Source organism: Streptococcus sp. HMSC072D03, from assembly GCF_001812855.1.
GTDB classification, from domain to species: Bacteria; Bacillota; Bacilli; order Lactobacillales; family Streptococcaceae; genus Streptococcus; species Streptococcus salivarius_D.
In genome coordinates this window covers 17250-40913 of the sequence record NZ_KV810647.1, presented here as the reverse complement: position 1 = coordinate 40913, position 23664 = coordinate 17250, and the positions used below count along the sequence as shown (strand labels likewise).

Sequence of the window (23664 nt, the reverse complement as noted above, 5' to 3'; positions counted from 1 at the left end):
CTATGTTTCTTTATTTTTAATGATTAGTTTCAACAAGGTTTACTCTTAATTGTCCAAGTCCTCAAGCTCCTCTGGAGCATCTTCCCTAAAGAGACTCGTTTCTTGCTCTTCAAGTTCTAGTTGATCAATAGCAACAAGTTCCTCTAAACTATTAATCCCCATAAAGTCTAGGAAATAATCAGTAGTCGCATATAGGTTAGGACGACCGACAGCATCTTTTTTACCAGCCTCTTGAATGAGATCAAAGGCCTGAAGTTTAGCAATAGCACCACTAGAATTAACACCTCTAATGTCATCGACTTCAGCACGTGTAATAGGCTGTTTATAAGCAACTATAGAGAGGACCTCAAGACTCGCTCGTGATAGACTCTGGTTAATAGGCGTTTTAGAATAGTCACGAAGGAGACTTGCAAAATCTGGCTTAGTCACCAGCTTATAGGTATTTGACGATTCCAATAAACAAAGAGCTGAATCCTCATCTGCCGCGTACTTGGCTTGCAATTTCTCCAAGGACTGGGTCAGACCCGTCACTGGCATTTCCAAAAGCTGTGCCATAGTACGTAGACTAAGACCATCTTCACCTGCCACAAAAAGTAAAGCTTCTAATCGTGCTAAGTGACTACTCATTCGTCCATTCCTTTCTTAGTGTGATTGTACCAAAAATTGTTTCCTGATGTACTGATATGCGATGTACCTTAATCAATTCAAGAGTTGCCAAAAAGAGGGTGATTACTTGATTCATATCCTTAGCATCCGTGAAAAGTTCATCCAGATACAGCTCATTTTTTGAGCCAAATGCTTCCTCAATAATCAGCATCATGTCTTCAATTTTATAATCGTCACGCGCAATGGTTGTGTGGTTTCGACGAATTTCTTCTTGCTTTTCAGCCATGATTTTTGAAAAAGCCAAGAAAATGTCTTGAATAGTCTTATCCTGATTCAGCGTCACATCTTCATAAACCAATTCAACTTTTGGTTTTGAAAAATACTGAGCTCGTACTTCATGCTGCTTAGCCAACTCTTGACTAGCTGCTTTGAAGCGTGCATATTCTTCCAATTGACTCAAGAGCTCTAGTTCTGGATCATCTGCTTCAGGCTCAGCTTCCACCACTGTGGGCAGAAGCTTACGACTCTTAATCAGCATGAGCTGACTAGCCATAAGCATATATTCCCCTGCAACTTCAAGCTTCATGGCTTGCAAGGTTGCTAAATAAGCCAAGTATTGCTCGATAACTTCAACAATGGGAACATCGTAAATGTCTACCTCATACTTAGAAACCAGATGGAGCAACAAATCCAGTGGCCCCTCAAAATCTTTTAACTTAATATCCATTAGGTTTTATAGTATTTCTCCAAGGTCACTGGACTTTTTAGTCCCAGTAAACGAGCAAGTTCAAAGGCGCCCGTTCCCTTTTCAATCTGTCTAAGAATAAATTGCTGACGCAAGACTTGAGCAGTTACATTCGATAAGCCACAGTCACTAACATAAGTCTGGATTTGCTTATACAGCCATTGTCGAGTATAGACCTTACCCAAAAGCAAGCCCTGGCTGTTGACATCTTTAATAGCCAACAAATACTGCTTCACATCTGCTTCAAGTCTGAGAACACGCTTAGTGCTTCCCTTGGCCACAGTTACAACACCAAAATCCAAGTCAATATCGGCCCAGTCCAACTCCAAAATCTCTGAAGGTAAGAGTCCCAACTCTAGAATCAGCAGACAAGCCAGCTTACCAACCCCTTCACGCCCCTCATAAAGCGATGAAAAATCCAGTATTCGCAACTTATCCTCCTGAGAAGGTAGTGTAACCGTCTCTGATAGTTTGAAAAATTTCTCTAATTCACCCTTTTGATAGAGGTATAGCAAAAATTGATTGACCGCAGAGCGCTTACGCTTTTGTACGGATGGCTTCCATTCCTTCAGTTGGTTTTCATAGAGCTTGAGACTAGTTTGATCAATTTGTCCTGAAATCGACGTTGCAAACTGCTTAAGATCATAAGCATAAGCTTGCTTTGAACTCTCCGAAATGACCTTAGTAGCCAGAAAATCAGTGATCTGAGTTGTCAGTTGTTTTTGGAATGATGATATAGTCATGTGTAAAGTCATGTAAGAGGCTATTAACCGCCTTTAGAATCGATTTTCGTGTGATAATTCCTTTGAAAATGCCTTGGCTGTCAACCACAGGAAGGAAAGGATTATTAACTAGCTTATGCATTACCTCATTTAGATTGGCATTATCTTCCACTGTTTCCACGACATCTGATGTCATCGGTCCGATATCACGGTTAACCATCTCCCACTCTTGCAAGTTATGTTCATCTTGATAACGCTTAATATCCGTCAAAGATATGGTCCCAAGATAATGCTTATCCTTAGTCAAAACGGGAACGCGCGAATAACCATTGCTTGTCAAAAGCAAAACCACATGATCAGCGTTGTGACTATCAATAAAAATAGCAACCTGATCTGATGGAATTAAATAATTATCTAAATGAGCCAACAAAAAATCTTCAAATTCTTTAGCAATCATCGTTCAAATTCCTGTGTAAGTTCTGAATAAAGTTCATGGTCACGTGTGTAATATTCCACACGAATTTTTGCACTGTTTATAATCACCTTAGCATAAAGTTTCTCATGGATAGGCCCACGTGGCTGCGAAACAGATCCTGGGTTGATAAACACCGTCTTACCATTTCGCCAAGCTGCTGCCGCATGCAAGTGGCCATAGAGACAAATATCTGCATCCTCTTGTTGCGCCCAAAGATCTAACTTGTCCCAGGTAAAATTAATGCCATAAAGATGACCATGTGTTTGTGCAATAATCACATCGCCAAGTTTTACGACCAAACGTTCTGGATAACCTGAATCATAATCACAGTTACCACGAACCACATGGATACCATCCCAAACAGGATCACTTGATTCTAACTCAGAATCTCCGTTGTGGAAAATAGCATCTACCTTCCCTTGATAACGATTTTTTATATCTACTACAATGTCACGTTCTCCATGGGAGTCGCTCATTACGATTATTGTTTGTTCTGCCATGCTGGGAAGACCTCCATAAGTTTCTTAACAGCTTGTCCACGGTGAGATTGTTCATTTTTCTCTTCTGCAGAAAGCTCTGCTGCCGTTTTACCCGTATTACCAACTAAAAAGAGTGGATCATAACCAAAACCATTGTCACCTTTCGGTTCTCGGCCAATATAACCCTTCCAGTCGGCATCAACAACCAAACTATCACGTCCAGGGGCTGCAACAACTAGGGTTGTATGGAAGTTCGCAGTACGTTTGCTATCATCAAGCACCATAGCCAGCTCGTGTAATAATTTAGCATTATTTTCATCATCCGTAGCATCAGGACCAGCAAAGCGAGCAGACCAAACTCCTGGTAAACCTCCAAGAACATCTACCTGCAAACCAGAGTCATCTGAAAGGACCATTTTACCAGTTAATTCAGAAATGGTTTCCGCCTTCAAGCGTGCATTTTCTTCAAAGGTCATACCCGTTTCAGCAACTTCAGGAAGGTCTGGATAATCATTAAGATTCTCTACCTTAATACCTAGTTTTCCAAATAGTTTACGAAATTCCTTGGTTTTTCCTTCATTGCGTGTCGCAATCAATAGGACATCACCAAAGTCTGATTTGTTATCAGAACCAAAGAAATCGCTCAAGGCGACACCTTCTCTAGGCACATGTACATAGACAAGCTTATCTCCTTCACTAACTACCAAAGCCCCTTGATGTTGCGTAACAGCTAGGTCACGACCAGTTTCCTCTTTCAAGCAATCCAAAATAAAGGATACCAAGCGAAGGTCTGAAGAATGTTTCGCAATATGTAACTGAAAGCCACTAACAGCCAAAACGTTAGTCAAAGCTTGGAAAAAGTCAACAAATTGCTCATAGGCCTCATCACCACCAAAACAAGTCAAGTGATTGTAGTTTCCAAAACTAGCCAAATACCAGTCTTGTTCGTCTTTATATTCAAAAATTGATTTAGTCATTTTCTAACTCCTTGTCCAAATCGACATGTTGGACAGCAACTTCTTCACCTAGCCATTGTTCTGCGATTTCTTTAAAACCAAGCACACTAGCCGTGGTGTAATATTCTTCCGTCTTGTCTTCGACTTCACGGCTACGATTAATCTCAAAATAATTGAGCAAAACAGAAACATCACGAACTGTTTCCGCTCCGCTATCAATTAGCTTGACACTTGGCCCCATAACATTTTGGATGATGGGACGTAAAAGTGGGTAATGGGTGCAACCCAAAACCAAGGTATCTACCTTACCGACTAAAGGTGCCATGCTTTCATAAACAATTTTTTTAGCCACACTTGAGTTAATTTCATTGGATTCAACAATAGGGGCAAAGCGAGGACAAGATAAACTCAAGACATTCATTTGTGGTGCCAAATGCTTAATTTTTTGTTCATAGATGTTAGAGGCAATCGTCATTGGAGTCCCAATGACACCAATATGACCCGATTGGCTAGACTTAATAGCCGCACTAGAACCAGGCAAAACCACACCTAGCACTGGGATATCCAAGGCTCCTTTGATTTCCTCCCAAACTACTGCTGTTGCCGTATTACAGGCAATAACAATCATCTTTACATCTTTGGTCAGAAGGAATTTAACCAACTGCCAGGTATACTGTCTGATTTGTTCTGCCGGTCTAGGACCATACGGTGCCCTAGCAGAGTCACCAATATAAACAATAGACTCGTGAGGCAACTGACGTTTAAGTTCACGTACTACCGTCAGTCCTCCGACACCAGAATCTAAAAATCCTATAGGTCGATTATCCATCTTGCCTCCTTATCCCCTAGGTTACATGTAAAAAGCTGAGATTCACGTCCCAGCTCCCCACCATTATTTTTTCTTTTTCTTGCTATCTGCAAGTGCTTGTTTTTGTTGTTTGATAATTTGGTTATATGTTTGACGCACTTTTGCTTCATTTGGTTTTTGACCCGCAGCTGACATCATGGTACGAACAGCGTCCACATTCAAACGAGGATTTTCAGCCAATTCTTTCTCCATTTGTTTGCGGGCAAAATATGCGCCTCCATAAAAACCACCCAAAAGGGCTACAAAAACAAGAATAATCCAAAGGACGGTGTTCATAAATTCAATTCTCCTATAACGTTGATTTACCTTATATTATAGCAAAAATGGCCCCTACTGACAAATAAGACGTTGATTCTTAAAAACGTCTAGAAAAATAGTTTTTCGTTTAAAATACCGATAAAATGAGACTTTCAGTATTTTTCACTTACAACTGTAAAGGACTTGTAAGATTTCTAGAACAAAAATAGGTTATTATATAGGTTGTGGAATTATTATTATGTTTATATAAAGGGGTTTATTTATGCTCAAGGAAGCAACTATTTCCGAACGAAAAATTGTCAACGCATTTATTGAACTCTTAGAGGAGAGTTCACTCGAACAAATCAGCATCACAGATATCATCAAGAAGGCAAATCTCAGCAGACCGACCTTCTACTACTACTATTCAAATAAGGAAGATTTGGTTGAAACAACCTTCTCAAAGATTTTAGATAAAATCTCAAGTATTCTTCAGGAAGACATGACCTACCAAGAAGGTGTTGTCACTGAAATGCTACGATATCTTAAGGAAAATCAAAAACTCTGTCTCACCTTGATGACACACATTCCAAACATCAATGAGATGATTCGTGAATTCATTATCGAGACTATCCTTAACTCTGATATTGAAAATGTTACAGAGCTCATGGAACAAAGCTATCATATCCCTGCCAAATATTCATTGGAAGTTTATGTTAGCACTATTGTTACCATTTTGACAATCTGGCTCAAAGAAGGCTGTATCGAATCCCCTGAGGAATTAGCCGATATCATTCTTGAAGCTGTCATCATTAAAGTAAAATAAGCTAGAGCCTTTAAGGCCTAGCTTATTTTTTGTTAAATGTCAAAATCAAAACCATCAAGAGTGGCAAAGTAATCATTCATCGTCTCTGCACGGCGAATCATACGAGCTGTGCCATCTTCTTGGTAGAGAATTTCTGCAGAACGAAGGCGTCCATTATAGTTGTAACCCATTGAGAAACCATGAGCACCTGTGTCGTGGATAACCAATGTATCTCCAATACGAGCTTCTGGCAATTCACGGTTCTTAGCAAACTTATCATTATTTTCACAAAGCGAACCTGTCACATCAACTACTTGAATGTCACCATCTGGATTAGTCATATTCGTGATGTGGTGGTAGGCATCGTACATAGCTGGACGGAGCAAGTTAACCGCAGAAGCATCTACACCAACATAGCGACGATAAGTGTCCTTAATATGAAGAACCTTAGTAACGACAAGGCCATGAGGTGCTGTCATGAAACGCCCAAGCTCAGTGTAAATACTGATGTGTCCAAGACCATTCGGAACAAGGATTTCATCAAATTTAGCATGAACGCCTTCACCGATAACGGCAATATCATTTTGTTTATTGGCTGGTGTGTAGTCCACTCCAACACCACCTGATAAGTTGATAAAGTCAAGACTAACACCAAGTTCATTCTTGATTTCTACCGCCAATTCAAACAGTTGAGCAGCCAAGGTTGGGTAATACTCATTCGTTACTGTATTTGACGCTAAGAAAGCATGCAAACCGAATGATTTCACTCCTTTTTCTTTAAGGTAGGCATAACCTTTGAAGAGCTGTTCCTTAGTCATCCCAAATTTTGATTCTTCAGGATGATCCATGATATCAGTACCAAGAGAGAAGACGCCCCCTGGGTTAAAGCGCAAAGAAAGGGTTTCAGGAAGCCCTGCAGCCTCTTCCAAGAAAAAGATATCTTCGTAAGCATCAAGGTTAATTGTCGCATTAATATCACGCGCGTAAACAAACTCTTCTGCACGTGTATCATTAGATGTAAAGCTAATGGCGCTACTATCAAAACCAATTTTCTTACTCATGACAAGCTCTGTATCGGTCGCACAATCGACACCACACCCTTCTTCCTTCAAGATTTTGAGGATTGCTGGATTAGGTGTAGCTTTTACAGCAAAGAATTCTTTAAAACCTGGATTCCACGAAAAGGCTGCATTAACTGCACGCGCTGTTTCACGAATACCTTTTTCATCGTAAAGATGGAAAGGTGTTGGAAATTCTGCAGTGATTTGTTCAAGTTTATCAGCCGTAATAAAAGGTGTTTTTGTCATTTGATTCTCCATTTTTTTACAATAGTAATCCTATTATAGCATAAGAAAAGGCTTGAAACCCAATTTTCTAATAATCTCAAGGCATATTTCATGATACAATAGACCTACAACCTAATAAAATAATGGGGGATTATTTATGAAAAAATATCTTTACTCTGGGGCTCTTGCTCTAGCAGCCATCTTAACGCTCTCAGCATGTGCCAAGCCAAAACTTGATGCCAAGCTTTCTGTTAACGATATTGTCTATATGTCAGGAAGCGACCTCAAGCTCAAGGATGACCAAACCCTAGTCGAAGTTTCATTCAAACTCGAGAATACTTCGGAAGATATGGAAAATGAGCTTAAAACATCTGCTAAACAATTCTACCTCAAAGATAAAGATGGTAAAAAAGTCACAGCAAGCAAGCTCGACAAGGGCGACCTACCTACTCTCTTCAATAAAAATAAGAACGTAGAGGACGCTACAGATGACTTTGGAAAGCTTGAAGCTGACGACTACAAGACTGTCTCACTCTTTTTCGAAGTTAACAACGACGAAAGCTATAAACTCTATTTTGAATCAAAAGATGAGAAAACAGAGGGACAAACAGTTTCTACTAGCCTAAAAGATTTCGATGGTAAAACAACTACCAATGTTAAAAAGGCTGTTGATGCTTATTTCAATGCAGTTCTTCTAGGTGGTGAAAGCAAAGACTACAGTAAATTTGTTTCTAACGACTTGGACAAAGCCAAGGGCGAACTTAACCAATATTTCTCAGATAGCCTTCAATACAGCTATGATGATACTGATCATATCAAACCAACCGGTGATGAAATTCCAAAAGTTTTTGGTTGGGTCCAAACTGCTAACCGTGAACGCGGTAGCTATACTGTTGATAACATTATTGTCGCTAAAGATAAGGCAGAATTCAATGTCAGCATGTCAACTATCAGTATGAAAGCTGCAGACGATGCCTATGGTGCTAATCACCCAAATCTCACAGATGACCTTAAAAACTACCTACAAAGCAATGGTGCCAACGCTGGAAATGTCGATCAACTAACAAGACAATACTACATGGAAACTTACCTACCGAATTCAATCAAAGAAGTAAGCCCATCAGCACCAAAGACAGAAGGAACAAATATCTTTGATAATTACTCAGTCGAACTTACTAAAAAAGACGACAAGTGGGCCTTCCCAGATAAAGATAGCTATGTCGGAAAATGGGAATACTACCCACTCTTCTACGCTTACACAGGCCAGCAAGGGACACTTACAAAAAACTATTAGACATTAAAAAATCAGCCAGGTGGCTGATTCTTTTTACTAATTACGTCTAGCAAAGAGTCGCAAGATATTCAAGAATAAGTTAATGAAATCCAAGTAAAGACTAAGTGCCATAGAAACTGCCCATCCATCTGTGACCTGACCATTGGTACCGTAGTAAACCTTTTTAATCATCTGGTTATCATAGGCAATTAAACCAGAGAAAATAAGAATTGATACAATACTAATCACAAAACTCATCATGCTACTTGCAAAGAAAATATTAATCAAGCTAGCCACAATAATCCCAATCAAGGCTGCCATAAGGAACTTAGCCATGCCTGATAGATCTCGCTTAATACTAACTCCGATAAGGGCCATGATAAAGAAAACAATGGCAGTGCTAAGGAAAGCTTGAAAAACTATAGCTTGCGTGTATTGAACGATGATAAAACTAAGTGTAAATCCATTCAAAGCGGAATAAACCAAAAATAAAGGTAGGGCTGCAGGTGTATTTCTTCGTGCAGCACCGCTAGCCAAAAAGACCAAACCAAACTCTAAAAAGAGGGCTGCCATGTAAACCCAAGAATAATTCATGAGAATATTGACAAAAACATGCGAGAGAGGGAAGAGCATCAGATAAGAAATGACTGCTGAAAGTCCCACTCCCATACCAACAAGGCCATAAATCTTTCCGAAAAAGCGGCTTAAGCCCGCATCACTAGTCGTATAAATTGCATTTGATTCCATAGTTATCTCCTAAAAATAATGAATTATTGGTGGTGGCTTTGTAGGGTCTTACGACGGAAAAACTTACGATTTTTAATTCGGTTTCGTAAGGGTGTCGCCGCTTCTTTAACCGCCCAATACTTATCCACCATAGTAACAATATAAGATTCCTTATACTTCGGCGGTGCAATCGTTGCTCCCCACATATGCTTGAGGATAATATCCTCTTCTTTTTTATTTAGATTAACAAGCTTTCTAGCATTACGAACAGCAATACGTGGGTGTACCCAAGCATGACTCTTATTAAATTTAGTCACTCGCCAATCATAATAGAAAAAGTCATGTAAGAGACCGCCTCGAGCAGTACTCTTGGCATCCCAGCCAAATTTTTTAGCAATCTTATAGCTGGTGTAACTAACATTAACCGAGTGTTCTAAACGTGTCGAATGATGGTGTTGTACAATCCCATCCAATTTTTGAAAACGTGGGTGTGAAATCAAATGTCCCACAACTTCCATGAATTCTTTATCATCTTCTGGTCGTTTCATAATAATACCTCATTAATGTTTCTAATGCTTCTTCATTATACCACTAGTGCTTAAAATTACTTTAAAAGTCAGTTGTTTTCTCCTAAAATCATCCTTGAGACCTAGAGACTAAACATGAGAATTCCTGCTGCCACAGCAACATTCAGACTCTCCGCCTGACCTGGCATGCTAATATGTACAAGTTGATCAGCAGACTCAGCCATTTCCTGACTAATTCCTTGACCTTCATTTCCCATCACTAAGGCAAAATTACCATCTGTCTTAACTGCTTTATAGTCAACCGAGACATCTGAGAGAGTCGTTGCCAAGACGGGTACCCCTTGCTTTCTGCAAGCCTCAACCATGTCAAGAATAGGTCCACGATAGATTGGAAGATGGAAATGACTTCCCTGCATAGAACGCAAGGTCTTCTGATTATAAATATCAGCTGATCTGTCTGACAAAAAAACTCCATCGTAACCTGCGGCATCCGCTGTGCGAATCATTGTTCCTACATTGCCAGGATCCTGAACATCCTCCAAGAGAAGGTACTTACCTGAGAGAGACTCTGGCAAGGCTTGAGATTGTTTAGCAACTTCTGCCACAATCCCTTGGGGGGTCTGAGTTTCACAGAGCTCCTTGAGCACCTCTGGACTAACCAACTTCACCTTAGCCATATTAGCCACACAATCAGCCATTTCCTCAAGCACGAAAACTTGAAGAATCTCAGCACCACTTGCCTTTGCTTCCTCAAAAAGATGCCATCCTTCTAAAAGATAACTAGTTTTACGGTGCTTGCGCTGCAATAATTTTCTAGCAGACTTAATGCTAGCATTTTGCTTTGATTGAATGATTTCCATACACTCATTATAGCAGAAATTCCTTGATAAATCTTGGACTTGACCGACTTTATAGCAAGGATTATACTAAAAGAAAGAGCTTTCAAAAGGAGGTCGTGGATCATGCAAAAAGTACGATTATTAGTCTCAGGAAGAGTCCAAGGTGTTGGTTTTCGTTATTCAACCTATGCTCTAGCACTAGATATTGGAGATATATACGGTCGGGTTTGGAATAATGACGACGGAACTGTTGAAATCCTAGCTCAGTCAGACAATCCTGCTAAGTTAGCTAAATTTATTCAAGAAGTTCGAAAAGGACCTTCAAAATGGTCTAAAGTAACCTATGTCGATGTGACCATGGCAAACTTCTCAAATTACAGCGATTTTCGGATGGCTAATTAAGAGGAAGCCACCGTTTTTAGCTTGTTCTCTTTCTTAAAAAAAGGTAAAATAGACAAGTATAACTAAAAAACAAAAGGAATGATATTGTGAATAAAAATCAAAAACGTCTAGCCCTGATGGGGCTTGCTGCCAGCATGCTTTTCTTCCTATCAGGATGTGTGAGCCTTGATAAGTCTGGTAATCCTACTGGTTGGGTCTGGAACCTCCTTGGTCGCCCTATGAGCCACGTCATCACCTACTTCGCTGATAATCTTGGTCTCGGCTTTGGTCTTGGTATTATCTTTGTTACCATCATTGTTCGTTTGATTATCTTGCCACTTGGTCTTCACCAATCTCGTAGCGCAGCCTACCAATCAGCAAAACGTGAGTACCTTGCGCCTATCTTGGAACCAATCAACGAACGTTTGCGTAACGCCGAAACTCAAGAGGAAAAAATGGCTGCCCAGTCTGAACTCATGCAAGCTCAGCGTGAAAACGGTCTAAGCTTGATGGGTGGTGTCGGCTGTCTTCCTCTATTGATTCAGTTCCCATTCTTCTCAGCACTCTACTACGCAGCACGTTACACTCCTGGTGTACTCCAAGATAACTTCCTCTGGTTTAACCTTGGTCACCGTGACTTCCCATTGATTATCATCATCGCAGCTCTTTACTACTTCCAATCTTGGTTGTCTATTCAACAAGTTCCTGAAGAGCAACGTAAACAAATGGCAGCGACGATGTACAGTATGCCAATCATGATGATTTTCTTTGGTATTAGCTCACCTGCAGCCGTAATCCTCTACTGGTTCGTTGGTGGTATCTTCTCTATTATCCAACAGTTGATTACCAACTACATCATCAAACCTCGCTTGAAAGAAAAAGTTGCTGAAGAGTTCAAAAAGAACCCTCCAAAAGCACCTCGTACTACACCAATCAAGCGTAAAGATGTAACACCAAAAAATACTCAAGCAATTGCAAGTAAACCAAAGAAAAACCGTAATGCCGGTAAGCAAAATCGTAAATAAGCTACAAAGCACTCTTGGCAAATGCCAAGAGTGCTTTTCTTATAGATTAATTCAGACCAGCCTAACTCCTAATAGCGCCGGTAAGCAAAAAGGGAGTGAGACAGAACAACTGTTTTGTCTCACTCCCACTAGTTTCAAATATTGGACACCTTAATGCCAACAGTCACTTAGGCTGTTTTTTCTACACTAAGGATTTCTACAGAGTAGCTACCTGCTGGTGATTCGATAGCGACTTTGTCGCCAACTTTCTTACCAATCAAGGCTTGAGCAATTGGGCTTTCATTTGAAATTTTACCTGAGAAGATATCAGCACCGGCTGCACCAACGATATGATAAGTATCTTTGTCGTTTGTACCAACTTCTTGAACAACAACTGTTTTACCAATTGCAACCTCGTCATTAGCAACAGCATCACTATCAACGATTTCTGCATAACGAATTTTTGTTTCAAGAATCTGAATTTGTCCTTCAACAAAGGCTTGCTCGTCTTTGGCTGCTTCATACTCAGAGTTTTCTGAAAGGTCACCATAAGAACGTGCAATCTTAATACGTTCTACAACTTCTGGACGACGGACGAGTTTGTACTCCTCCAATTCCGCTTCAAGTTGTTCTTTCTCTGCTTGTGTCATTACATATGTTTTTTCTGCCATTTTTTTCTCTTTTCTATTTTTTGAGCCGTTGGCTGTATCATCAAAACCACTATTCGTTTGCTTGATTTTAATGAACCAATCAGACTATTTATCTTTTAGTTTACTGTTAATGTAAGTTTCAACGTTATGCTGATGCTCTTCATAGCTTTCAGCAAAATAGACATTACCAGTGGTTACATCTGCCACAAAGTACATGTACTTGGTAGATGATGGATTGATAACCGCTTCAATCGCAGACAGACTAGGACTATCCACAGGACCTGGTATCAACCCCTTATGAACATAATCATTATAAGGGGAGTCAATGTTTGTGTCAATAGTTGCATCTTCTTTCAAGGTCGTTTCCTGACCTAGTTTTCCAAGAGCATAAAGAACTGCGATATTACTTTGTAGAGCCATGTCTGAGTTTAGACGATTATAGAAGACGCTAGCAATATTTTTACGGTCGTCATCTGTAGCTCCTTCTTTTTCAACAAGAGAAGCTAGGGTCAAAATCTCATTAACATTGTGTCCACTAGATGAAATCGTCGCATAGTAAGGTGATAGGTAGGTATCCATCGTTGACAACATTTCCTCTGCCAAAGACTCCACCGTCGTATCATCATGAATGTTATAAGTCGCTGGGAACAGATAACCCTCTAGGACATACTTAGCATCCGTAGAATTTGGAAGGTTTGCCAACAAGGTTGGGTACTTCGCTTTCATCTTTGTAATGAAAGCGTCATCCTTCATCAATTTCAAGAAATCTTTCGCCTTAAGTCCAGTTGATGATTTTTTGCCTTTTTTAGCTGAAGAATTAACTTCAACTGCCTTGGCAATTTGATCAATGGTATATCCTTCTTTGACTAAGACCGTACCAAGAGATGGCTCTTGAGGTTTATCACTACCTTTTTTCTGGAGTGCCTCAATAATTTCATCCATGGTCATGCTAGCCTGAAGGTTGTAGTAACCACTTTTCAGATTTGAGATGTTCTTAAACTTGGTATAGTAATTAAAGACCTTACCAGACTTAATGACACCAGCTGATTCCAAGAGTTGACCAATATAACTGCTACCTGAATTTTCAGGAATTTCAACACTAACAAACTTAGTTGAATTAACATCTTTTGCGCCAACAGCATCACTAACATAACGATAACCAAAGAATGCAGCTACTGACAAGATAAGTAGCAAGAAGATAATAATATTTCTTGCAATTTTCCCAGCACGGCGGTTATTTTTATTGCGTTTGTGATTTCGGTTAGAACGTGAAATCGGCTCTTCGTCGACAATATCAGCCTGTTTAACATCTTTTGGCGAAGACTTTTTCTTCTTCACTTTCTTGCCTTTCTTTTTCTTAGGTTTTCCTGAGGGTTCTAGAGAAATACTCTCATCATCCTCATTACCATCAGCTACTAGCTCTGATTGAACCTTTTCTTGCGACGCTTGGTCACTTGTTGCATGATGTTCCTGCAAGAATGCTTCTTTTTGACGTTCTGAGGTCAATTTGGCCTCCAATTCTTTAGGGTCTGTATAAATAGCTTCGTTAGACTTAGCTTCAATGAGCTCCTTTGCCACATCTGCAGGAATATACTCCTCTTCAGATGCTTCGTTAAGACTAGTCTCCCAAACTGGACGTTTAAAACGGCGTTTCGACGTTTCAGTCTCTTGAGGAATATTTACCTTTTTCTCCTCCTCAATTGGCTCTTTAGGAATAGACGCTAGGTTTGAATGAGCATCAGATACTAAAGACTCCGCTTGAGAATCTGAAAACAAGCCAAGACTATCTTGTTGAGAATCTTGGGCTGTCTCAGAAGTCATAGATTTAGCAAAGGCACTGTGAGAAACAGAATGTGAACTAAAATCTTGGTTACTTACTTTATTAGACGCTGAATCACTACGGGTTGTAGCGCTCTCAGTTGACGTTGAAAGTGGTGTCTCGGGCATAGTTGCACTTTTATTATGCTCCTCCTCACGAAGAGAACGGAGCCGTGTCGCTTCTTGTAAGTCTCGGAGAATCTGATCTTTAAAGCTTAGGCTATCTTCAGAAGCTTCCGAGTGTTCATTAAACTTGTCCGTCAAGGCATACCTCCTCTATAGTAACAAACGCCATTATATCTTAAAAAGTCAGTTAATGCAAATCAATTGGTCCTTTGTCACAGTAACGTAACACTGAAATCAATGGGTTTCTGGGTTCTCCCAGACCATATTATACCAAGAGCTTCCACCATGATTTGATTCTGATTCTCCCTCATCAGTAAAACCATTCATCTCATAGTAGGCAATCAGGTAATCATGGCAAGTCAAACTAATACCTTGGCGTTTTTGAGCAATAGCCAAATCTTTAAGCGCTGCAATCAAGGCTGTTCCAATACCTTGTCCTTTAAAGTCTTTGGAGATAGACAAACTAGTCACTGCAATAAAACCTCCCTGACTAGCATTAGGAGCCACCTTATGGAACAAGTCATCTGTGAGATAACGTTCCGCAATCACAGGTCCTTCAATGTAACCAGCTACAACGCCATCAATTTCAGCAATTAGAAAGGTATCACAAATCGTCTCTAAACGCTCTGCAATAGCCTCTGGAGTTGCAGCCTCTTCAGGCGAAAAATTTTCTTGTTCGATACGAACAACATCAGCCCAATCATCCTTTCGGGCATGTCGAATAAGCATATCAAATTCCTTTCTATTAAGAGAAAGAGCTGAGCGAAATCGCTACAGCCCTTAATATATTACATGTGTGTTTGCAAGCTTGCTAGGAGCTCTTCAAACGAGCGTTCGTAAAGTTGGATATCTCCAGCTCCCATAAAGACATAGACAGCATTGTCATGGTCAAGGAGAGGTGAGACATTTTCAACTGTAACCACTTTGGCAGGTTTATTGATCTTAGCAGCAAGATCTTCAACCTTAACATCACCATGGTCAACCTCACGCGCTGAACCGTAAATTTGTGCCAAATAAACAGCATCTGCTTCGTTCAAAGCTTCAGCAAATTCATCAAGAAGGGCGATGGTACGTGTGAAGGTATGTGGTTGGAAAATAGCAACAATCTCTTTAGATGGGTACTTTTGACGTGCTGCATCAAGCGTTGCAATAATTTCAGTTGGATGGTGGGCAAAGTCATCGATGACAACAGTACCACTGATAATTTTCTCTGTGAAACGGCGTTTAACACCTGAGAAGGTTTTAAGGTGTTCCGCAACCAAGCCCATGTCAAAACCGGCTACATAGAGGTTCCCAATAACCGCAGTTGCATTCAAGATATTGTGACGACCATAGGCTGGCACATGGAATTCTCCAAGGATTTGTCCATCATGTTTCACCTTAAAATTAGACCCTGTCGTTGTACGCACAATGTCTGTTGCTATAAAGTCATCATTTTCTTCGAAACCATAGTAATAGATTGGCGCATTGGCTGTAATCTTACGAAGGTGTGGATCCTCACCGTAAACAAAGAGTCCTTTTTGCACTTGCTTAGCATAGTCATCAAAGGCAGAGAACACATCATCGATACTTGTAAAGTAATCAGGATGGTCAAAGTCAATGTTAGTGATGATTGAGTATGCTGGGTGGTATGGCATGAAATGACGTTCATATTCATCAGACTCAAAGACAAAGTATTGTGCATTAGCAGAACCTCGTCCAGTTCCGTCACCGATAAGGTATGACGTGTCGGTGATATTTTTCATAACATGTGACAAGAGACCTGTTGTAGAAGTCTTACCATGTGCACCTGCCACACCAAAGCTAGTGAATTGATCCATGAAGTGACCCAAGAACTCGTGGTAACGCTTAAAGCTGTAGCCATTTTTAATCGCATAAGCAACTTCAACGTTGTTATCTTCACGAAAGGCATTTCCAGCAATCAATTCAACATCTTCTGTGATGTTTTTTTCATCGAAAGGAAGAATAGGGATACCTGCTTGCTCAAGACCACGTTGAGTGAAGTAATATTTTTCCACATCTGAACCTTGAACCTTGTGTCCCATTTGGTGGAGCATCAAAGCCAAAGCTGACATACCAGATCCTTTAATTCCAATAAAATGATAAGTTTTTGACATAGTTTCTCCTTACAATCGCACTGCGATTAGTTTGCGTCTTCTAAATGCGTCAAATTTAATTCTTGAGCAACTCGGTGTTCACGGTAAGTTTGACGTTCTGGGTAATTATAAACCTGGCTACGTTTCAAGAAGTCATAGCTATTTTTCTTGACGTTCTTACGAGATGGGTTACTAGGCTGTTGATAGGTTGGGGCCACTTCTGCCAAGATGTAAGAATCTTGTTGCAGACGATTTGCCAAGTGATGGATCTTTGAGTGCTTCCCATTAGGTGCTAAAGTTCGCTTGATAGCACTTACAGGAGCTCCCAAGATAGAAGCTGTCACTGGTCCTTTATCCGTTGTTACAGCAGCTGGTTCAACAGTAGCCTCAAAGCTTGGTTTAGCTTCTACCTTAGGCTTAGTAGTCAGTTGACGGCTATTAGTATGCTTGGTTTGTTGAACTTCTTGGCGGAGGAATTTTTGGCGTTTCTCACGTACATCACGCTTAGCCTTTTCACGGGCTTCCTCAGCATAAGTCATGCCAGCTTCTTGTGTCTCCACTCGTTTTGGAGCCTGCTTACGATTGCTAGGCTTAGCTGACAAGAAATCATAGTTCGGCAACAAATCATTGTAGTCCTTATCTTGGTAAGGGCCACGGATATTTGTGATTAAATCTTCATTTTCGTATAGGCGCATAGAGACCGGTTCTTGCAAGCAAGGTTCCCCGTCTGGAATCAGCGGAAATTGTCGTCTTTGGCGATGCATAAAAGACTTCCTTTCATTTTCGAGATGATGCGTATCTTAATATAAATAATCGGGAATGGGAAGATACGTCTTGCAATATTCTATTATAACCTAATTCAAAAGATTTGCCTAGTAGCATTTTCACCTCTTAGTATTCCAATATCAAATATAACAAATTAAGATATTGCAATACCAAGAATTTCTTTAATATCCTCAACGGTCATGCTGGCACGGCTTTCATTGCCATCCAAGACGGTTGTTACCAGGTTTTTCTTGCCTTCTTGAAGCTCAAGAATTTTCTCTTCAATAGTCCCTCTTGTAATCAAACGGTAAACTTCGACATTTTGTTCCTGACCTATACGATGCGCACGACTAATAGCCTGCATTTCTACCGCTGGATTCCACCAAAGGTCAATCAGAATAACCGTATCAGCACCAGTTAGATTCAGTCCCACTCCTCCTGCTTTCAGAGAAATCAAAAAGGCATCTCGACTTCCTTGATTGAAGGCTCTGGTCATCTCCTGACGACTATCAGATGGTGTTGACCCTGTTAGCTTATATGAGGAAATTCCTAATTCTTGTAAGAGCCCCTCTGTAATATCTAACATCCCACGAAATTGTGAAAAGATAAGGACACGATGGTCTGACTCCTTAATTTGGCTAAGCAACTCTCTAAGGCTATCTAATTTTCCGCTATCTCCCGCATAGTCCATAAAGAGAGCTGGGGTATCACAGATTTGTCGTAAGCGGGTAATTCCTGACAAGATTTCCACCTTACGACGGTTGATTTCCTGATCACTTGCCGAAATTAATCCTTGTTGCATCTGTTGCAATTGTGCTAAATAGATAGCCTTTTGAGCATCTGACAATTCACTTTGGTGAGTGATTTCAATCAAATCTGGGAGATCAGGAAGGACCTCCTCTTTTTTACGTCTTAGAATAAAGGGAGAAATATACCTAGCCACTTCCTTAGGTGTTAACTTAAGAAACGTTTTCTTAGCTGGTAAAAGTCCTGGTAGAATAATCTGGAAAATAGACCAAATCTCCAACAAATGATTTTCAATAGGCGTTCCAGATAGTGCTAAGCAATGTGGAACAGAAAAATCACGTAGATATTGGGCAATCTTTGTCTGTGTATTCTTCATGACCTGAGCCTCATCGAGAATGAGATAGTCATATTTGCCAGCCTTGTAAGCATCAAAATCCTGACGGAAGGAAGCGTAGCTTGTAATAATAATCTGGTGGTCTTCAGCAATGATGTCATCACGTTTTGGCTTGAGTCCATAAGAAACCGCTACATCTAACTGAGGGGCAAACTTTTTAAACTCATCCTGCCAATTGTAAATCAGGCTTGATGGTGACAAAACCAAAACTCGTTGTCCTTCTTCTAAATGTGCAGAGAGATAGGCAATAGTTTGCAAAGTTTTCCCCAACCCCATATCATCGGCCAAGATACCGCCAAAACCATAGTGATGCAACATCGATAGCCACTGAACACCTCTTTCCTGGTAGGGACGAAGGCCAGCTTCTACCTTATAGGTTGGCAAATCAAAGGTCTCTGGCTTACTCAAATGTTGCGTTAAGAGTTGGAAATCTTTTGAAAAACGAACAGAATCACTTTCTGAAAGAGCAGCCATCAATTGATAGGCAGTTAATTGATTGAGTTCTAGGTGACCTTTTCCTGAGTAACGAGCTCTCAGAGTTTTGAGACTCTCACTAATACGATGCGTCGCTTCGTCAAAAACAATCAACTGACCACTACGATTGATAAAATAGGGCGAGCTTTCCATCAAGGCTGCTAAAGCATGATCCACATCTTCGTCGTCAAGACTTGAAAAATCAAAGGAAATATCTAATAAATTTCCCTGACGCTCTACCTGAACCTGTGGACTCTGCTCAACCCGTAAGTCACGTAACTCCTGTCCAATCAGAACCGTTCCTGCATTTTCAAAATCTGATAGAGTATTTGTAAAGAAATCATAGAGCTCTTGACTGCTACTTAATCGTTTAGATGACTGAAAATCAGGGATGAATCCATGCTTAGACATCAAACGAAAAACTGCCTGCTCATGACGATAGTTACTGGTAAATCCTAAATGACTCAACTCTTGGCGATCATGTACCAAGAAACCATCAAAATCAAAGGCTAATGTAAGAATAATCTCACTGTCACCTTTCAGATCAAAGCGAAATCTCGGTGTGAAATCCTTGATATTAAAAGCTTTTGGTGCCTTAACTGGCCCCATAGTCCTAAAATCAAAAAGACTAGCAGCCAAGATGGCTTGTTCATCGAGATTAAAGCTGACGTGCTTATTCAAATCGCTTCCGATTGGAAGAGAGCGTAAGCCAACCAAAAGTTTTTGTTGTTTTCGATTCAGACGATAAAAAACACCTTGATAAAAGAGAATACGATTATTAAAAAAGGCCTGACTATTCTTCTCAGCGACAGTCAATTCAATCATCTTAGGCTCGACACAAATATCAAACGAGAAGAGCTGAGCATCAGCAGTCAAATCCTCGACCAAAAGTTGGCGATATTCGGTTCCTTCCCATTCAAACCTAAAGCCATCCAAATCTTGCATCCGTCTCAAACCTTCCTCAAAAAAACCGTAAGGGAGACAAAGGTGACGTGCATTATTCGGTAAAATAAAGTCTAAATTAGTCTTGGCTTCATCTGGAATCATCCGTCCTAGGAAGTCTAAAAATGCCTGTGAAGCCTGGTCAAATTGAATAAGTGATAGGGGTTCATAGTAGTTCTTACCTATCTGATAATAACCTTCAGCCTCTACAAGTTTGAGGAAGGCAGGAATATCTCGAATAACATAAGAACGTTCATCTGGTAAGCGACGTAAACGTATACTCCACCAAATCTCTGAACCAAAGGTAGATTCCTCTCCCTCTACCATCAAGCTATATCTAACGGTATCATCTTCATTCAGGGAAAGGCCTTCTAAAAATAAACCACCAAAAGAGTGTCCTCGGTCTTGACCTTGAGAGGATTCTTGTTCCTCTTCCAGTTCTGCCAAGAGGCGCTGGCCTTCTTTATCATTTTTTAGATAATACTCAACCGCTGCCAAATGGGGACAATAGCCTTTTTGAACGAAATAATCACAGTCACACGTGATTTCAGAATCATTGAGTGCATAAATTAAATGATGTTGGTCAACTGTTGTATCCAACTGAGTTTCTGAGACCTGATGAATGGTAATGAGATCCTTTTCAAAAAGTTCAATACCCTCATTACGGACTCTACCCGGCATCAATTTTGCCATAGTATTCACCCCTATCTTATCCCTCTATTATAGCACAAAATCCTTATAAACTAGGCCTTCACCAAGATAAAACAAAAAACACTCCCTAGGGAGTGTCGCAGATTATTATTAATAATCAAGTTTATCTGAGTGACCTGAACCATTACCAACATAGTAACCTGTCTTACAGTTGATACTGAAGAGGTAAGTTCCATCTGGAAGGTACAAGTTGTAGTAGCCATTACCATTGATGATGTTAACTGGCTCAAGGATGAAGTTATCTCCTGAGAAGTAACCACGTGAGTGTGATGTTTCGATAATCTTATCAAGAACACCGTCAGCCCAAATCCAAGCTGGGTTACTTGTATCTGCTACTACGTTTGCATTATAAGGCACACGTGAGCGGTCACGTTGAAGGATTGATGGGTTATAATTTGTGATTCCGCGTGTTACAACTGTTGAAGCTGCAGCCGAACCACCAGTAGTTCCTCCAGTCGCACCAGTTGAACCTGAGTTAGCTGATCCATTTTGCGCTCCAGAAGTATTTGATGCAGCCGAACCACCACCATTAGAAGCTGCTCCAGACGTGTTATCACCCGAAGGTGCAGCAGGACTAACAGTATTGGCGCTATCAGCAGCTGTCGCTGCAGATGTTACGCTCGCAGCCTTAGCTTTTTCTTCAAGCTGAGTCTTACCACCCTTAATAGCTTCTTGAATAGTGCTATCAAGACTCGCATTCCCAGTTGTTGTTACACTTTCTGGAAGATTATTAAAGTTAGCATCGGATTTAACAGCGATAGAGGCATTATAGCTACCATCTACAAGAGCATCTGACTCAAACTGACTGTTAATCTTTTGTACAGCTTCAATTTGCTTCTTCAAATTATCATATTTTTTCTTAGCTGCATCATAATACTTGGTTTTCTCCAATTTCTTGAGCAGTTTTTCCAAATCTGATAGCTTACCAAATTGATCATTAGCGAGTTTTGTTTGCTCGTCATCTGTGAAGAAATTCTTATACATTTCTTCGAAGGCCTTATTATCAGCAGCTGCCGTGTCCTTGCTTGATGATGAAGTCACTGCTGAAGAAGCTGTGCTTGTTGTTTTTGCCGATTGGCTATGTGTTCCCTTATAAAGAGCATAGCTACCACCAATAATAGCTAAAGCAAGAACTGCTAGAGCACCGATAACAACACCTTTACGGCGGTAAACTGGAATGTCACCATCAAAGGCACTCTTATGCGATGGCGAAATAGATTCTGAAGAGATTCTGTCTTCTGCAGATGGGCGATTAACTGCCATAGACACTTTTGGTGTTGTCTTTTCTTCATCAGCTTTTGCTCCAGTTACCCCTGCCACTGTTGATGCAATAGCCGCCAAATCGATAGTGTCTGAGATAGTAACATCATCCAACAAAGGGTTTGAAGCTTGTGGCTCAGTATCATCAATATTGGCGACAACAGGATTTTGTGGTTCTGGATCATCAATGTTAGCAATCAAAGGATTGTTATCATCAATATTATCGACCAATGCATCGTTATAGGCTGGCTGATTAGTTGAAGTAGAGGAATCAGCAAGTGCATCACCAATGTCAAATTTTTCTGTTTCTGACGTGATGAAACGATCAGCATTCGTTGACGTAATGATAACTTCAGAATTTTGACTTTCTGGTTCTGCAATAACCTCAGGTTCAACAGGAGCATTTGGCAACTGCTTATCAACATGAGATTGAGCTTCATCAACCTTGTTATCTGTTGCACCAAAACCAAATGTGACCAGTGTTACTTCTTCAGTAGCTGTTGTTGAGTTGATTGACTCATTAGCCATTGATTGGCTAATCAAACCTGAATCCGCAAACTCCTGACGTTGCTTTTGAATAAAAGCATCCAAAGGTGATGTATCGCCGTCAGCTTCAATTTTCTTTGAAAATTTTTGTGAGGCAACTTCTTCACGGTGTTGCTTGATATACTTATCCAAAATGCTATCTGTTTCTGTTACACCAGCATTAATCTCAGCTTCTTTGCGGACAGCCTCACCGACTGTCATTTCCTTGGCATCTTGGAAATCTAGCTCTTGGCTACCTTCATAGCCATTTTGTGTTTTATCTTCTGACACGTTTAATTTACCTTTCTAGCCTCAGAACGGCGAACACGTTCACCAAAATATTGATACAAATCAACACGGAGTGTACCGTTATAAAGCTTACGTTTTTTATCGGCTTTCATACCGTATTTGCTTTCAAATTGTTCATCGCTGGTCAAGATAAACTTGCTCCAAGTTTTAAGTGGCGCAAAAGTTTGACCCATTTCATTATACAAGATATCCACAGCCTTGTCATCCAACAAACGCTCACCATAAGGAGGGTTTGAAATTATGACACCATTGATTTTATCTGTTTTCAGGTCCTGTAAACGCATTTGTTTCAATTTAATAACATCTTCAAGACCTGCCTCACGGGCATTAGCTTTTGCAATCTCAACCATACGGCCATCAATATCACAACCCATAATGTCTAATTCAACATCATAGTTTGCCTTGCTATCTGCTTCATCACGTACCGACTGTACTAAATCTTTATCCACCCAATTCCATGCTTCAAAGGCAAAATCACGATTAAATCCTGGCGCAATGTTCATACCAATCATTGCAGCCTCAATACAGAAGGTCCCTGAACCACAAGTCGGGTCAATCAACGGTTTATCCGGATACCAGTTACTAAGTTCAAGGATAGCAGCCGCCATATTTTCCTTAATAGGTGCCCCACCTTTATCAGTACGATAGCCACGCTTAAAGAGACTAGCACCTGTGGTATCAATTAAAACCGTAGCCTTATCCTTTAAGATAGAAACTTCAATCTTAAATTCTGCTCCTGTTTCTTGAAGAGGCACTCCTTCTGGACGGTGGAAATACTTCTGCAATTTCTTAACGACTGCTTTTTTTGAAATCGCCTGAACAGATGGCTCATTATGAAGCTTTGATTTAACACATTTAGCTTTAGAAATTGGGAACTTTGCACCTAGCGGAAGATAATTTTCCCAGTCTAAGGCAAAA

24 protein-coding genes are annotated in these 23664 nt (G+C 40.3%); 4 read left to right on the top strand and 20 right to left on the bottom strand.

All coding sequences use genetic code 11. From position 1 onward, the window contains the following. Nucleotides 1-45 precede the first annotated feature (45 nt). The 8 genes from scpB to HMPREF2877_RS03935 form a co-directional block, all read right to left on the bottom strand. Nucleotides 46-627 carry an SMC-Scp complex subunit ScpB gene (scpB, locus tag HMPREF2877_RS03970; RefSeq protein WP_049529104.1) on the bottom strand — a complete coding sequence of 194 codons (582 nt, stop codon included), beginning with the start codon at nt 625-627 and terminating at the stop codon, nt 46-48. Then, on the bottom strand, nt 620-1333 hold the full coding sequence (locus HMPREF2877_RS03965; RefSeq protein WP_049529105.1) for a segregation/condensation protein A: 714 nt from the start codon (nt 1331-1333) through the stop codon (nt 620-622). Before HMPREF2877_RS03965 ends, scpB begins: the two co-directional genes overlap by 8 nt. After that, a complete protein-coding gene (gene xerD, locus HMPREF2877_RS03960; RefSeq protein ID WP_070578724.1) occupies nt 1333-2094 on the bottom strand; it encodes a site-specific tyrosine recombinase XerD in 762 nt (253 codons plus the stop codon). The genes HMPREF2877_RS03965 and xerD overlap by 1 nt, the downstream gene beginning before the upstream one ends. After that, on the bottom strand, nt 2048-2530 hold the full coding sequence (cbpB, locus tag HMPREF2877_RS03955) for a cyclic-di-AMP-binding protein CbpB (protein WP_002883680.1): 483 nt from the start codon (nt 2528-2530) through the stop codon (nt 2048-2050). Before cbpB ends, xerD begins: the two co-directional genes overlap by 47 nt. Beyond that, complete coding sequence (locus tag HMPREF2877_RS03950; protein WP_014633871.1) at nt 2527-3048, bottom strand: metallophosphoesterase; 522 nt, start codon at nt 3046-3048, stop codon at nt 2527-2529. Before HMPREF2877_RS03950 ends, cbpB begins: the two co-directional genes overlap by 4 nt. Continuing rightward, nucleotides 3030-4004 (bottom strand): nucleoside-triphosphate diphosphatase, encoded by a 975-nt coding sequence (locus HMPREF2877_RS03945; RefSeq protein ID WP_002886529.1) that lies wholly within the window; start codon nt 4002-4004, stop codon nt 3030-3032. The genes HMPREF2877_RS03950 and HMPREF2877_RS03945 overlap by 19 nt, the downstream gene beginning before the upstream one ends. Continuing rightward, nucleotides 3997-4812: a glutamate racemase gene (gene racE / locus HMPREF2877_RS03940; RefSeq protein WP_002883619.1), complete on the bottom strand. Its 816-nt coding sequence runs from the start codon at nt 4810-4812 to the stop codon at nt 3997-3999. Before racE ends, HMPREF2877_RS03945 begins: the two co-directional genes overlap by 8 nt. Before the next feature lie 63 nt (nt 4813-4875). Beyond that, nucleotides 4876-5127: a YneF family protein gene (locus tag HMPREF2877_RS03935; RefSeq protein ID WP_002883695.1), complete on the bottom strand. Its 252-nt coding sequence runs from the start codon at nt 5125-5127 to the stop codon at nt 4876-4878. 244 nt (nt 5128-5371) lie between these two features. On the opposite strand from HMPREF2877_RS03935, the gene HMPREF2877_RS03930 reads away from it, so the two are divergent. Beyond that, nucleotides 5372-5914: a TetR/AcrR family transcriptional regulator gene (locus tag HMPREF2877_RS03930; protein WP_002886528.1), complete on the top strand. Its 543-nt coding sequence runs from the start codon at nt 5372-5374 to the stop codon at nt 5912-5914. A gap of 32 nt (nt 5915-5946) precedes the next feature. Here the strand turns inward: HMPREF2877_RS03930 and HMPREF2877_RS03925 are convergent, their stop codons facing one another. Further along, a complete protein-coding gene (locus HMPREF2877_RS03925) occupies nt 5947-7200 on the bottom strand; it encodes a diaminopimelate decarboxylase (RefSeq protein ID WP_002886527.1) in 1254 nt (417 codons plus the stop codon). A 136-nt stretch (nt 7201-7336) separates the two neighbouring features. Between HMPREF2877_RS03925 and HMPREF2877_RS03920 the strand changes: the two genes are divergently transcribed. Beyond that, nucleotides 7337-8473 carry a DUF5105 domain-containing protein gene (locus HMPREF2877_RS03920; protein WP_013990025.1) on the top strand — a complete coding sequence of 379 codons (1137 nt, stop codon included), beginning with the start codon at nt 7337-7339 and terminating at the stop codon, nt 8471-8473. 36 nt (nt 8474-8509) lie between these two features. On the opposite strand, the gene HMPREF2877_RS03915 is transcribed toward HMPREF2877_RS03920, so the two are convergent. The 3 genes from HMPREF2877_RS03915 to HMPREF2877_RS03905 all read right to left on the bottom strand — a co-directional run bounded on the left by HMPREF2877_RS03915 (nt 8510) and on the right by HMPREF2877_RS03905 (nt 10565). Continuing rightward, nucleotides 8510-9199, bottom strand: coding sequence for a Bax inhibitor-1/YccA family protein (locus HMPREF2877_RS03915; RefSeq protein ID WP_002886525.1), 690 nt, complete (start codon nt 9197-9199; stop codon nt 8510-8512). 23 nt (nt 9200-9222) lie between these two features. Next, a complete protein-coding gene (locus HMPREF2877_RS03910) occupies nt 9223-9726 on the bottom strand; it encodes an HD domain-containing protein (protein WP_002883682.1) in 504 nt (167 codons plus the stop codon). A 101-nt stretch (nt 9727-9827) separates the two neighbouring features. Further along, entirely contained in the window at nt 9828-10565 is a 738-nt protein-coding gene (locus HMPREF2877_RS03905) for a TrmH family RNA methyltransferase (RefSeq protein WP_049553983.1), read from the bottom strand. Between the two features lie 102 nt (nt 10566-10667). On the opposite strand from HMPREF2877_RS03905, the gene HMPREF2877_RS03900 reads away from it, so the two are divergent. Both HMPREF2877_RS03900 and yidC read left to right on the top strand, forming a co-directional pair. Beyond that, a complete protein-coding gene (locus tag HMPREF2877_RS03900) occupies nt 10668-10946 on the top strand; it encodes an acylphosphatase (RefSeq protein WP_013990023.1) in 279 nt (92 codons plus the stop codon). A gap of 86 nt (nt 10947-11032) precedes the next feature. Beyond that, a complete protein-coding gene (yidC, locus tag HMPREF2877_RS03895; RefSeq protein WP_002883649.1) occupies nt 11033-11950 on the top strand; it encodes a membrane protein insertase YidC in 918 nt (305 codons plus the stop codon). Between the two features lie 167 nt (nt 11951-12117). Here yidC and greA read toward each other — a convergent pair whose 3' ends face one another. The 8 genes from greA to HMPREF2877_RS03855 form a co-directional block, all read right to left on the bottom strand. Beyond that, nucleotides 12118-12600 carry a transcription elongation factor GreA gene (greA, locus tag HMPREF2877_RS03890; RefSeq protein WP_002883697.1) on the bottom strand — a complete coding sequence of 161 codons (483 nt, stop codon included), beginning with the start codon at nt 12598-12600 and terminating at the stop codon, nt 12118-12120. Nucleotides 12601-12684: 84 nt separating this feature from the next. Further along, on the bottom strand, nt 12685-14661 hold the full coding sequence (mltG, locus tag HMPREF2877_RS03885; RefSeq protein ID WP_070578721.1) for an endolytic transglycosylase MltG: 1977 nt from the start codon (nt 14659-14661) through the stop codon (nt 12685-12687). A 96-nt stretch (nt 14662-14757) separates the two neighbouring features. Continuing rightward, entirely contained in the window at nt 14758-15252 is a 495-nt protein-coding gene (locus tag HMPREF2877_RS03880) for a GNAT family N-acetyltransferase (RefSeq protein ID WP_045769242.1), read from the bottom strand. 59 nt (nt 15253-15311) lie between these two features. Continuing rightward, nucleotides 15312-16640, bottom strand: a complete 1329-nt coding sequence (murC, locus tag HMPREF2877_RS03875; protein ID WP_014633623.1) for a UDP-N-acetylmuramate--L-alanine ligase — start codon at nt 16638-16640, stop codon at nt 15312-15314. 26 nt (nt 16641-16666) lie between these two features. After that, nucleotides 16667-17383, bottom strand: a complete 717-nt coding sequence (locus tag HMPREF2877_RS03870; protein ID WP_045769241.1) for a divisome accessory protein ZapJ — start codon at nt 17381-17383, stop codon at nt 16667-16669. Between the two features lie 155 nt (nt 17384-17538). Beyond that, nucleotides 17539-20634 carry a pilus expression-regulating Snf2 family helicase gene (locus tag HMPREF2877_RS03865; protein WP_045769240.1) on the bottom strand — a complete coding sequence of 1032 codons (3096 nt, stop codon included), beginning with the start codon at nt 20632-20634 and terminating at the stop codon, nt 17539-17541. 108 nt (nt 20635-20742) lie between these two features. Next, a complete protein-coding gene (locus tag HMPREF2877_RS03860) occupies nt 20743-22728 on the bottom strand; it encodes a cell division site-positioning protein MapZ family protein (RefSeq protein ID WP_070578717.1) in 1986 nt (661 codons plus the stop codon). Nucleotides 22729-22730: 2 nt separating this feature from the next. Continuing rightward, nucleotides 22731-23664: THUMP domain-containing class I SAM-dependent RNA methyltransferase (locus tag HMPREF2877_RS03855; RefSeq protein ID WP_070578715.1), on the bottom strand; the 934-nt coding region annotated here is incomplete at its 5' end.